This is a genomic window from Blastococcus sp. SYSU DS0541, from assembly GCF_054050875.1.
Genome location: NZ_JBJHAD010000009.1, coordinates 39,849 through 52,567 on the forward strand (window position 1 = coordinate 39,849; position 12,719 = coordinate 52,567).

Here is a 12,719-nt window from a genome sequence, read left to right on the forward strand (position 1 = left end):
TCCTCTGTGTTCCCATAGGGCTCGATCAACGCAGACTCGACGCAAGGGGGACGGGGCGTGCCAGACGTCATCGGCGACCACTACATGCTCCTGAAGGTGGAGCGCCGTGGCGGGACGTTCTCCGTCGTACGCAAGGCCATCGATGATCGCGACGAATCCTTCGTTGCCGTCAAGCTCTTGTCAGGCCAGTCCGACGACGTGACGCGCAAGGTCTTCAACAACGAAGCCAAGACGCTCCAGAACCTGTCGCACCCCAACATCGTTCGCTGCCGCACGGCCGGCATCGACGCCACGGACACCTACTTCCTTGTCCTGGACTGGGTGGAGCGCAACCTCGACGACGTGCTGAAAGAGTCGGGTCCGTGGGAGTCCTGGGACCGCCTCGCCACCGACGTTGCAGTGCCGCTCGTCGACGCCCTGGCCTACACCCACCTGAAGCAGATCGAGCACAGGGACATCAAGCCTCAGAACGTGCTCATCTCCGACACGGGGGTCCCGATGCTCGCCGACTTCGGGATCGCCAAGATCCGAGGGGAAGAGCAGACGACCGCCGAAACAGTCGCAGCCTGGCACTCCAAGCCCTACGCGCCGCCCGAACTCAATGCGGACATCCGATACGTACGGGACGTCTATTCGATGGGCGTGCTTCTCATTCAGTGCATGACCAGGGAGCAGCTCAAGGACCTCACCGGTGTCGAGCGCGCCTTGGGGTCTATCCCGGTGCCCCCCGACGTCCGGCGCCTGCTCGGTGCCTGCATCGCCACGCAGCCGGACGACCGCCCGAAAAATGCAGGCGACCTCCTCGGCGCCCTGAGAGCCATCCAGCAGCGGCGCCAGGCCCAGCAGCGGGTCGTACAAAACCCCGTTTGGCTGCGCCTCACCAAGTCGGCAGTGCGATCGCTCGGCGGGAATGACGAGGCGCGGCAGGAGGCGACGGGCAGGGCGCAGGCTGACCTGTCCGGCGACGTCTACGCTTCGTTCTTCAACGACCCACAGTCAGGCGAACGGCAGCGCGACAGCATTCGGGTCGACGGCGAGGCGTGGAGCTTTACCCTAAAGTCCGATGAGAGCGGCGCCGTCATCATCAAGGCTGCCGAATTGGAATTCGACCAGCTCGAGAACCACCGCCGTCGGGCGCTGTTGTTGCCGAAGGTCTTCGAATGGACGTTCAACCGACCTCCGAACGGGGCCCTCGCTAAGGCCGGCGTCGCGACCCTGATCGACACTATCGATGCCTTCTACGAAGCCCAGGGCCGGGCGGACGAGACCGGCAGCGACGAGCGGGACGGGGACGAACTCTTCGACACTTGGCGTCGAATACTCAACGCCCGCGAGGAACTCGCCCGGGGCGAGAAGAAGCCCCTCCCGTATCGGAAGTGGCAGGCCCGCGGCCGTGAGGCCACCTTCACGCTTGAGTCCGCGGTCGACCACGACTTGGTCGGCACCGAGTGGCGAGTGAGGGATCAGGCAACTGATCGCAAGTTCGGGTGGGGCGAGGTGATCGACCACGACATCGATCGAGTCGTCATCCTCAGTTCGCGAAGGTGGGAGGGCCTGCCGGATCGCGCCGTCCTCGATCCGCACCTTGGACCTGACGAAGCGGCCCTCAACCGGCAGCGACAAGCCGTCGATGATGTACAGCGCGACAAGTCAGCTCGCCCAGATCTGCGAGAGCTACTCCTCGACCCCGCCCGCAATACCGAGCCCAGACCCGTCTCGATCTCCGAGTGGAACCGCGACCTCGACGACCGTAAGCGCGCGGCGATCGAGACTGCGCTGGGCTCGCCGGACATCTATGTTGTCCAGGGACCACCGGGGACGGGGAAGACGAGCTTCATAGCGGAGCTCGTCGAGCAGACCCTCAGTAGTAACTCGGAGGCCCGCGTACTCATCGCATCCCAGACCAACGTGGCTGTAGACAATGCCCTCCAGCGCCTGGCCGACGGCGGACGGGCCAGCATGGTCAGACTGGCGAGCGCCGACCCCAAACGCGTCGATGAATCCGTTCGGCACCTTCTGCTCGATGCTCAGATGAGGCGTTGGGCGCGCACTGTGCGTAAGAACGCCGAGAGTCACCTTGGGGCTCGGGCGAACCAGGCCGGGCTGACGCCGGCACACCTGCGAGCGGCACTCGCCCTTCAGCAGCTTTCCGCGACACTGACGCAACTCAACTACCTGCAAAATGCGCGTCCAGAGGAGGAAGAAGACCGGCCGTCCGAGATTGCGACATCGCTGGCAGAACCGACATCTTCCACTTCTGTGCAGGAAAAGGTGGATGCACTAGCGGACCTTCGCGACGAGCTGTTGTCGGAGGCGCAGGCAGAGTTGGGGGGTGACCTCACGCTCTCCGCGGAGATGACCGCTAAGGACGCGCTCGCTGCGGTGGACGCCCTCATCGGGGAGAGTACGGATGCTCAGAAGCTGCTCACTCGCCTGAAGCTGCAGGGTGAGTGGCTGCAGCGGATTGCCTCCGATTCAGCGCTTTCGACCGTATTCCTCAACCAGACGAGCGTCATCGCGGGAACCTGTATCGGCTACCTCAGGCACCCAGCGGTGCGCCACCTAGAAATCGATCTATGCATCGTCGACGAGGCGTCCCGAGCCACGCTAACCGAAGCTTTAGTTCCTGTCTCGCGGGCCAAGCGGTGGGTCGTGGTCGGTGACACGAACCAGTTGCCGCCCATCGACGAGGATCTCCTGCGAAACAAGGAGCTGATGAATGACCATCAGCTGCTCCCCGAGGATGTCAAGCAAACGCTGTTTCAGCGGCTAACCGACCGGCTCCCCGAGCACTCCCAGGTCATGCTAAATCAGCAGTACCGCATGATTCGCCCAATCGGCGACATGATCTCGACCTGCTTCTACGAGGAGCAGTTGCGGTCGCCAAACGAGGGCGGGCTCGAGGGCTACGCCCTTGGGTACGGCAAGCCCGTCCTTTGGCTCGACACCTCTGCCCATGCCGACGCCCGCCGAGAGGCGGCTCCTCAGGGCAAGGGCAAGAGCTACGCTAACCGCGCCGAAGCCCGCATCGTGATCGATCGGCTCGAGGTTCTGAACGGCGCGATAGACCACAACGTCGTTCGCCTGCCGGAGGGCAGCAAGCAACTGGATGTGCTTGTCGTCGCGCCGTACGTCGCCCAGGTTGCCGACTTAGAACAGCAACTCGCGCCTCGTCGAGATCGGCTCCGGCACCTCAGGGTCACCGTCATGAGCGTCGATGCCGTGCAGGGCCGCGAGTCGGATGTGGCCATCTTCTCGGTGACGAGGAGCAATGCCAGGGCCGAACTCGGGTTCATCGGGCCCGACTATTGGCGACGCATCAACGTGGCGCTCTCCCGCGCACGGTTCGGTCTCACCATCGTGGGGGACGCGGGCTTCATCAGGGGAACGACTGGAGCCCTGAAGAGGGTGCTCACGTACATCGAGTCCCATCCGGATGACTGCGAGCTTAGGACGGCCGACCGATGAGCCTCACGTCAGCCGACATCATCCGGCGCCGCTTCGGCGACTACCGTCCAGGACTACAGCTCGTGAGCGTCGTCGACGCCGCCGTCCCTGTCACGATGTTGCGCGTAGACGTACTCGCCCAGGAGCGCAAGCCGCTTCCCCTCCTCGACGAGTTCATTCTGAGATTCGTTGATGCAGGAGCACGCGAGATCGATGAGATTGCCGCCCTCCTGGGTCTGCAGCGTGAGCAAGTCGTGGCGACCGTCGCTGACCAGATCAGCTGGAACAACCTCGCCAGGGCCCAAAGCGGGCAGCTGGGCCTAACGGCGCTCGGCCTTGAAGCGGCCCGCAATCTCGCCGCAGTGCAGCCGGTACTGACCCAACTCAACGTCCCGTTCGATCGACTCGTGTGGGATGCCCAAGACTATTCGCGCTCGAGCCTCATGAAGAAGTGGGACGCCCAAGAGGCCGGCCTAGAGATTCTGCCCGCAAAGAAGAGTGCTCGCGTCGACCTCAACGACCTCAGGGTTGAGCGGTTCAACGAACTCGTGGAGTCCCGTGACGATCGCATGCGGCAGGTTGAAGTGCTGCGCGTCCGGAAGGTCGCCTCGCAGAATCTGCACCTCTACATGCCCGCGCAGCTGCTGATCTATGGAGATCCCGACTCGGGGGAGGTCGAGCTTGGCCTGTGCATCGAAGGGCATCTTCAGCCGGCACACGGCCTTGAACTCGCGGCCGCTGGCGCCGTCGCAAAACTCGGCATCGTCGTCGCTAGTTCGGCGCCGCGCCCCACACTTTCTCGCGAGCTCGAGGAGCAGCGGGTCTCAAGTGACGAGATCGAGATCATCAGGGCGGCTGGTGAACAGGCTTCTAGAAGCGACGATTCGCCCGCGGAGCAGTCGCCCAAGCGCATCGAGGACATCGCGGTGCGCAGCGTCGATGTGCACGAGCACGCACAGTTGCTGGCTGAAGCTCTGAATGGGGCAAAGAAGCGACTGCTGATCATTGCCCCGTGGGTTAAGGGCGGCGTGGTCAACACAGACTTTGTTGCTGCGCTGGAGCGACGGCTACGAGCCGGGGTAGAGGTGTATATCGGTCACGGCTACGGTCCTGATGACCGAGGGTCCGACGACTTCGCTCTTCGGAAGCTCAACAACCTGGCCGCGCGCTACGACAAGTTGAGGATTGTCCGCTTGCAGAACACGCACGCCAAGATCCTAATTTTCGATAACACCTGGATAACAACAAGCTTCAACTGGCTCTCCTTCAAAGGTGATCCAAATAGAACGTACCGAATGGAGGAGGGCACGCTCGTACAGATCCCAGGCGAGGTTGACAAAGCGTTTGAGCGATACAGCGCAATCTTGGCCACAGACGGAGTCGAGCCACGCGCGGGTGGCTGAACGGCTCGATGGGCCACCGCAGTCGGCCGTGTGAACGGTCTTGGCGGCGGTCCGGTCACCGGCCTTACCCGCCTTGTCAACGCATGCGGGGGATGGTGTCGGTCCTGTTGGTTGCATTGGCGCTAGACAGCCGTCGCAAATGCCCTTCCGTGAGGCAATTAACGGCATCTAGGTTGTCGCCATCCGTACGGGCCATGCACTCAAGGGAGATCGTTGCGGGGACGGGGTGTAGCCCGAGACCGCGGCTACCGGCTAGGTACCTTGCAGCGGTACGAACAACATCTCGATGTTGACTGCCCTACGTGCGAAAGGGCTGAGTCGCCGTGGCGTCTCCACCTGAGGCGAGCCTCCTCCACGTAGGCAACGTCAGACCCGAGTGCCCGCCGATCCTGACCCCGCTGGTCGACGACCGGCGGTCGAGCGGCCCGAGGCGCCTTGGTTACCTTGGCCGCGCCGAGCTCCGCACCGGACTAGCGGAGTTGCGTAAATGTTGTGAAGCCCGTTCTCCTGTACGACGCTCTGATGTGCTCTTTGTTGGCCATAGCAAACCAACAGCCCACCGAATGCGGGGTTGAGCTAGTATCTGCATAGTTTGTGGATGTTGGCGAAACTTCGCTTAGGTTGGGGGGCCTATAGCTGCCCGATTAGCGCAGACTCTCGTGATTGGCCAATGACTGCTTGGTGCCCTGTGGCGTGCTTGGTGGGTCCGGCGGCGAACTGCGGCGGTGGGTGTGACAGCCGTCTCTCGGTTCGTCGATCGACGCCTCGGCGCGGCAGTGACGCGCTTCAGTCTGGACTGCTCCTGGATGGCCACCGCCCCGCGTGTTGGCGTCGTTCCAGGACGAAGGCACGGAAGACTAAGGCGCATGGCCAAGCGCGTACTGACGAGCCTTGTGGATGATCTTGATCCGTCGAGCGCCGCTGATGAGACAGTGCGCTTCGCTCTCGATGGCGTGGAGTACGAGGTCGACCTGACCTCGGCGCACGCCGCTGAGTTCCGATCCGCCATGAACGTGTACGTAGGGGCCGCTCGACGCCTCAGTGGTGGCCGCCGGTAGGCGGGATGAGTCGCCCCGCCCCGTTCTGTCGGTGCTCGTACGTACCTTCGATCCGCTAGTCATCCAACCGCGCAGCGCGTGAGAGAGGCGACATGGCTGACCTGATCTATCTCGACGCCGCCGCGTCGGCCCCGGTCGCTCCCGAGGCGCTGGCTGCGACCGTTGAGGTTCTGCAGCAAATCGGCAACCCCGGCGCGGCGCATGCCGCAGGGCGAGCGGCGGCGGCTCGCGTCGAGTCGGCTCGGGGGGCGGTCGCGGAGCTCCTGAACGTGGGTCCGGCCGGAGTCGTCTTCGTCGGCAGTGCAACGGAAGCCAACAACCTGGTGCTGCGGGGCGTCACCGCCGCTCCTGGACGTCGTGAAATCGTGACCACGACGGCGGAGCACCCGTCAGTGCTGGCCACTCTCGCGGACGTTGGGGGGGAACGGGGCGCGATCCATCTGGTGTCAGTCGGCAGGACCGGCGAGGTCGATCTCGAGCGGTTAGACGGCGTGCTGTCTGCGGCGACCATGCTGATCTCGATTCACGCAGCCAACAACGAAACAGGTGTGATCCAACCTCTCGAGCAGGTCATCGAACGAGCCCGCGCTGTGGGAGCGATCGTCCATGCAGACGCAAGCCAGCTCATGGCGTGGGGACCAAGCTCGCTCCTTGATGAGTGTGACCTCATTACCGTCAGCTCCCATAAGATGCATGGCCCTCAGGGGGCAGCTGCACTGATCGTGCGACCGTCTGCGCGGGACCGCCTCCGCCCTCAGGTAACGGGAGGCGGTCAAGAGCGGGGCCTTCGCAGTGGCACCGTCAACGTAGCGGCCGTCGCAGGGTTTGGCGCCGCCGCGACTCTGGCACTGAGTTCAGGCGCGAAAGCGGCTGCTACGGTCCGCGATCAACGAGTGCGGTTGCTTGCAGGACTGCGGCGGGCGATACCTGACTTGACTGAGCACGGAGCCGGTGCGGCTCGCCGTCTACCCGGAATCTTAAACGTCGCGCTCGGAACTAGCTGGCCGGACAGCGTGGAATCCGAGGCGCTCCTCGCTCGACTCCCGGCCCTCGCTGCATCTACTGGCAGCGCCTGCCGTGCCGGCGCTCCCGAGCCGTCGCCCGTCCTGCTCGCCATGGGGAGCTCGGAATGGGAGGCCGCCCGTTCTATTCGACTCAGCTTGAGTCGCTACACAACCGACGCCGATATCCACGCCGCGGTCGCGGAAATCCGTCGCGGATACACCGAACTTGTCCAGCTATTGGACCCTTGTGATTCTGAAGAGAGGCACTGAATTGAGTGGGGCACTGCTGGCGGCCGCGACTGATCCAGCCTTCGCGCGGCACGAAACGTTTCACCTAAGGTTTGGATGGCTGCGAAAAGGCTTCACGGCTGCTCTGCAAGACCCAGAGACCTTTAGTAAGCCGGGCGCCACTGTTGAACTGGGTGTCGGGAAAAACATGGTTAACGCTATTCGCTACTGGTGTCAGGCGTATAAGATTCTCGAGACGGCCCCGAATCATGAGCGTCCTCGGATGCCTCTACTGCAACCTTCGGCCTTCGGTCGCCAGCTGCTCGACGAGAATGGCTGGGACCCTTGGCTCGAAGACTCTGCCAGCCTGTGGTTGCTTCATTGGAAGCTGCTCGGCCCAAAGTGCCTCGCGCCAGTGTGGTGGACGGCGTTTAACCTCTTCGCCCCCGAGCAGTTCGAGGACCACCAGCTGACCGACCTAGTCGTCGAGCTGACCGCTGCCGCTGGCTGGAAGAGTGTGATGGAATCTTCCGTTAAGAAGGATGTCGACTGCTTGCTGCGCACGTTCGCCGCTCGGCGGACCGGCCGGCAAACAATGGACGACCTTCTCGACTGCCCAACCCGTCAGCTCGGATTGATTTCCCCGGCGGCGGGAGAGGCGAGGAGTTGGCGCTTCGTTACGGGTCCCAAGCCGTCGCTCCCGGCGGCCATCGTGGCTTACGCGTGCCTCGACTTTCTTGCTCAGGTGGGTCCGAAGGAGCGCACCATCAGCGTGGCCCGATTGGCCGGCGATCCGGGTGCTCCCGGCCGTGCCTTCCGGCTCACGGAGAGCAATGTCTACGACATCCTCACGGAGGTGGCGAAGTCGGTACCGCAAATGCACGTGGCAGAGCCTGCGGGACTTCGGCAGCTAGTCGTCGACGGCGACGTTGGGTCTCTTCGCGATGAGCTTGTCAACGACTATTACCGGGTGAGCCAGGAGCGCGCGGCATGACCGCAAGGCAGATGTTGGGTACGCAGATCACGCCAAAGGAGCGTTATCTCCGAGCAGCAAACCTCGAAGCCCACCAGGAGCAGGCGGAGCACTACATCCCGACGAGCCGCGCTCTGGAAGTGCTTCGCCGGTTCGTTCACTCGGTAGGCGACTCCACTGCTGGGCGCTCATGGTCGCTCACCGGCCCTTATGGCGCAGGTAAGAGTTCGTTCGCGCTCTTCTTGCGCAGCCTGCTTGGTCCTGCGGGTGAGCTACGTGACGCCGCCGAGCGGTCGCTAGGAGACGCCGACGAGGCGCTTCTTGAGGCCCTTATCTCCGCCAGGGAGGCGCTCGGTGCGCACGACGGATTCGTGTTGGCCACAACAACGTGCCAGCAGGAGCCGCTCGCCGACAGCCTGCTCAGGGGGCTCGTCAAAGGGACGCAGGCGCGATGGCCAAAGCGCCGGCCAACGTCAATCGCCGAGGCACTCAAGGTGGCCCACGCGACGAAGTCCGCGCGCGCTATCGCGGCCGCGGCGCGGGTCATCGCAAGTGAGGCTCCCGTCCTCCTGGTACTCGATGAGTTCGGCAAGACGCTTGAGCACTTTGCCGCCAATGTGGGCGAAAACGTGGGCGCCTCCGCCGACCTGTTCGTCCTGCAGGAGCTAGCAGAGCAGGCAACGGGTGACCGTGCAATTCCGATCTTCACCTTTACCTTGCAGCACTTGGCGTTCGATGACTATGTGCGGCAGGCGTCGGCTCAGCAGCGTCGCGAATGGGGCAAGGTGCAGGGCCGCTTTGAGGACGTCTCTTTCCTTGAGTCGGCCGAGCAGTCGCTCCGTCTAGTGGCCGGCGCTCTGGACAGCGCAGGCCTCTCGCGAGCGCTTTCTGAGCGCCGCGGCGAGTGGGCCGAAGCGGCATTCGCGTCAGCGCGTGAGGTTGGTATAGCCAACCACCTCCCTGGTGGTGTGGACACGGTGATGCAGTGCTACCCGCTGCACCCGATTGCGCTACTTGCGCTGCCAGAGCTCTGCGGTCAGCTCGGTCAGCACGGTCGCACGCTTTTTGCTTTCCTCGCAAGCGCAGAGTCCGGAACGGCGCGGAGCTTCCTAGAGTCAACGCCAATCCCGAGGCCCTCAGAACCACTGCCCGCTGTCTCTCTTGCAGACCTGTTTGACTTCTTCGCGGGATCGGGCCAGGCCATGGCCCTCAGTATCGGTGGCAGCCGTTGGCGCGAGATCCATGAGCGGGTCCGGGAAGCGGTCCATCTTGAACCGCAGGACCTCGCTGTCCTTAAGACCGTTGGGCTGCTGAACCTCATGGGGAACGCGCTGGGGCTTCGCGCCTCCTCTGAGCTGGTCGCCTTCGCCTTGAGTGACGCGGCCGGTCCTCCGGACGTGTCCTGGCGAGCGCGCCTGGAGGACCTGGAGGGCCGTGGGTTCCTCACATTTCGGTCCTTCGCCGACGAGTACCGGCTGTGGCAGGGCAGTGACGTTGACCTGCGGGGGCGTGTGGCAGACGCCAGGGAGCAGTTGAGGAGCACTAACGCAGCCGACCTGCTTGCGCGACTTCATTCGGACAGTCCGGTCATCGCTGCGAGACACAGCCAGCACGTCGGCATGCTGCGGTACTTCTCGGTGGCCTATACGGACGATGGTTCCCGTGCGGTGCCGAGCCTGACGAGTGACGACCCCGCAGACGGTGTCGTGGTGTATCACCTTGGTAGTGCCGCGTCGATTGGTCAGCTTGCACTGCCATCTGACCGGCGACCCACTGTGCTAGTCACCAGTGCAAATGCTGGCCGCGTGCGAGATTCCGCCATTGAGGTGGCTGCGGCTCTCGCCGTTCTCGACGAGCAGGAAGTGATCGACGACCGTGTCGCGCGCCGCGAGCTACAGGATCGCGTCGCGGACGCCCGCAACCGGCTGTCGCAGGCGCTGGCGGAAGCTTTCCAAGCCGGCGTCGACGGCGTGGAGTTCCGCGTCCTGTTCGATGGACGGTTCGGTGAGCCGCTGCCTTGCCCTCACGGGCTGTCACGCCTTCTTTCAGACGTCTGCGATGAGGCCTACGGCCAGAGCCCCCACATCCGTAACGAGATGCTGGGTCGCCGGGAGTTGACTAGTCAGGGCGCGAAGGCGCGGCGCCAACTCATCGAGGCCATGATCGAGCGCAGCTCGGAAGAACGGCTTGGCCTGCAGGGCTACGGGCCCGAACGGGCAATGTACGAGGCCGTACTTCGCTACACGGGCCTCCACGCCGAACGCGAGGGCGTATGGACATTCGGAAAGCCAGGGTCTAACGGATCGCTACAGCATGTCTGGGGGGCGATAGCGCAGTTCATCGATGCAGCAAGTGACGCGCCGGCCACCGCGGACCGCCTGTATGCCCGCCTTATGGCGCCGCCAATCGGGCTAAAGGAAGGACCGATCCCGGTTCTTCTCGTGGCCTACTTGCTTCAACGCAACGATGACGTTGCCATTTATGAGGATGGCACCTTCCTGCCGAACCTCACTGCCGATCTTGTCGAGCGGCTGGTCAAGGGACCACAGCGGTTTGCGTTGAAGTCCTTCAGCACGCTGGGCAATCGCGTGGAGATTCTCTCGGCCATCTCTAATGCAACTGCGTCCCTTGGCATCGGCGGCTTGCGTGCACTGTCCGCCAGAAGTCTTCGTAACGAGACTGTGCTAGCCGTCGCCGCACCGCTGCTCAATCTGGTGCGGAGCATGCCGACGTACACCAAACGCACGAGCAATCTTTCCGAGCAGGCGCTGGCCGTGCGAGCGGCGCTTCTCGGGGCGAGGGAGCCCGACAAGTTGTTGCTCATCGAGCTGCCGGCTGCTTGTGGGTTCGTAGGTGATGAGTGGAAGAGCCCAAATGCGGAGACGATCGCCCAATTTGGCGAAAGGCTTAGTGCAGTGCTCGAAGAGCTACAGGGTGCATACGAGCGCCAGCTCCTAGAGATCCGTGATTTGCTCGCGCAGGCGTTCGACCGTTCGGCGGATGTGCCCGCCCTTCGTAGGGCCCTGCAGGTGCGATCTGAGCTGCTGCAAGGGCGGGTGCTCAATCCCAAGCTGCAATCGTTCATCTTCAATGCGGGCGACGATGCAACTGATGATGTGGCGTGGCTCGGTCGCATGGGATTGACACTGACCGGAAAGTCGGTGGAGTTGTGGCTTGACGAGGACCGCGCTCGGTTCCGCACGCTTCTCCCGGAGACCGTTGCAGCCTTCCACCGTGTCGAGGCGCTGAACTTTGACGCCACTGCCCGGTCGAAGGAAGGTGCCTTCACGGCGAGGCGACTGACCCTCACCACGCCGGAGGGGGATGAGAGCAGTCGGGTGATCTTCTATGACGACGCCGCCGTCGACGCCTTACAGGCGCTCGTTGACGAGGTGCTCGTGCAGGCGGAGGAACTCGTGGGCGGACCGCAGGGTCGAGACGGACTCACGGCACTGCTGGTGGAACGAATGGTTGGCGCTACGGCGCAGCAAGATATCGGTTCGATTAGTGACGCCGAGAAGGCGCAGGTTAGGAAGTCCCGACATGGCAGCTGACATGCCCAATACGACCGGCGTTACGGTCGATGAAGCGCTAGCAGATGTTGGTGCCCGCCACGTGCTCGGCATCAGTGGGGGGAAGGATAGCGCTGCGCTGGCCATCTATCTCAGAGAGCGCATCCCCAATCTTGAGTACTTCTTCACGGACACCGGGGCCGAGCTTCCGGAGACCTACGAGTACCTGTCCAGCCTTGAGGCGGTTCTCGGTAAGCGAATTGAGCGTCTAAACTCCGAGCGCGGATTCGATCATTGGCTGCAGGTGTATGGGGGGGCGTTGCCTAGTCCCCAAATGCGCTGGTGCACCAAGCAGCTGAAGATCAAGCCACTGGAGGCGTGGCTGGGCGACGCGCGAACATACACGTATATCGGAATCCGGGCAGACGAGAACCGCAGTGGTTACATCAGCACCAAGCCGAACATCAAGCCGGTCTTTCCCTTCAAGGAGGACGGCATCGTGAAGGAGCAGGTCTTCAAGATCCTCGACGATGCCGGCGTCGGTTTGCCTGAGTACTACGAGTGGCGAACTCGTAGTGGGTGCTCATTCTGCTTTTTCCAGCGCAAGGCCGAGTGGATTGGACTGTCCGAACGGCACCCGGATTTGTTCGCCGAGGCCGTTGCATACGAAGAGAAGGAGGGCTTCGAGAGCACTGCAATGAAGGGGCGACAGTACACCTGGTCGCCTGGCGAGACGCTTCGCGAGATGCAAGACCGCGCCGACGAAATCAAGGCCAAGCACGAGGTTGCTATGGATCGTGCGTCAAGTCGTCGGACCAATATTCCACTCCTCGACGTGCTCGACGATGTCCTCGCTGAGGACGGTGGAGACGACGCATGCATGGTCTGCCATGTCTAACCAAATTGAGTGACGGCCCGACTAGTCTCGTATGGAAAAAGGTTGAGCGAACAATAGCATCGCAACCCTGGCTTAAGGGCCACGAACTATCCCTAGGTGTGCCTGGAGGCCAGGAATGACGGTCGGCGCGGACTCTCTCGCTGACCTAATCCTGCGTCACCGAGATTCCCCAAGTCCGGTCCTGCACAATCGCGTA

7 protein-coding genes are annotated in these 12,719 nt (G+C 63.1%); all 7 read left to right on the plus strand.

Annotation, left to right across the window (positions count from 1 at the left end; all coding sequences use genetic code 11):
- The first annotated feature begins 57 nt into the window (after nt 1–57).
- The 7 genes from ACI794_RS11635 (at nt 58) to ACI794_RS11665 (ending at nt 12,523) form a co-directional block, all read left to right on the plus strand.
- Nucleotides 58–3,468 carry an AAA domain-containing protein gene (locus ACI794_RS11635; RefSeq protein ID WP_456616432.1) on the plus strand — a complete coding sequence of 1,137 codons (3,411 nt, stop codon included), beginning with the start codon at nt 58–60 and terminating at the stop codon, nt 3,466–3,468.
- 62 nt (nt 3,469–3,530) lie between these two features.
- A complete protein-coding gene (locus ACI794_RS11640) occupies nt 3,531–4,850 on the plus strand; it encodes a phospholipase D-like domain-containing protein (protein WP_456616433.1) in 1,320 nt (439 codons plus the stop codon).
- Nucleotides 4,851–5,716: 866 nt separating this feature from the next.
- Nucleotides 5,717–5,908 carry a histone-like nucleoid-structuring protein Lsr2 gene (locus ACI794_RS11645; protein WP_456616434.1) on the plus strand — a complete coding sequence of 64 codons (192 nt, stop codon included), beginning with the start codon at nt 5,717–5,719 and terminating at the stop codon, nt 5,906–5,908.
- 92 nt (nt 5,909–6,000) lie between these two features.
- A complete protein-coding gene (locus ACI794_RS11650; RefSeq protein ID WP_456616435.1) occupies nt 6,001–7,182 on the plus strand; it encodes a cysteine desulfurase family protein in 1,182 nt (393 codons plus the stop codon).
- Entirely contained in the window at nt 7,160–8,134 is a 975-nt protein-coding gene (locus ACI794_RS11655; protein WP_456616436.1) for a DUF4007 family protein, read from the plus strand. The genes ACI794_RS11650 and ACI794_RS11655 overlap by 23 nt, the downstream gene beginning before the upstream one ends.
- On the plus strand, nt 8,131–11,667 hold the full coding sequence (locus tag ACI794_RS11660; protein WP_456616437.1) for a hypothetical protein: 3,537 nt from the start codon (nt 8,131–8,133) through the stop codon (nt 11,665–11,667). The genes ACI794_RS11655 and ACI794_RS11660 overlap by 4 nt, the downstream gene beginning before the upstream one ends.
- On the plus strand, nt 11,657–12,523 hold the full coding sequence (locus ACI794_RS11665; protein ID WP_456616438.1) for a phosphoadenosine phosphosulfate reductase family protein: 867 nt from the start codon (nt 11,657–11,659) through the stop codon (nt 12,521–12,523). Before ACI794_RS11660 ends, ACI794_RS11665 begins: the two co-directional genes overlap by 11 nt.
- Nucleotides 12,524–12,719 lie beyond the last annotated feature (196 nt).

Coding starts and splice junctions, on each gene's coding strand:
- ACI794_RS11645 (WP_456616434.1), top strand. CDS start 5,717: ATGGCCAAGCGCGTACTGACGAGCCTTGTGGATGATCTTGATCCGTCG.
- ACI794_RS11665 (WP_456616438.1), top strand. CDS start 11,657: ATGGCAGCTGACATGCCCAATACGACCGGCGTTACGGTCGATGAAGCG.
- ACI794_RS11650 (WP_456616435.1), top strand. CDS start 6,001: ATGGCTGACCTGATCTATCTCGACGCCGCCGCGTCGGCCCCGGTCGCT.
- ACI794_RS11660 (WP_456616437.1), top strand. CDS start 8,131: ATGACCGCAAGGCAGATGTTGGGTACGCAGATCACGCCAAAGGAGCGT.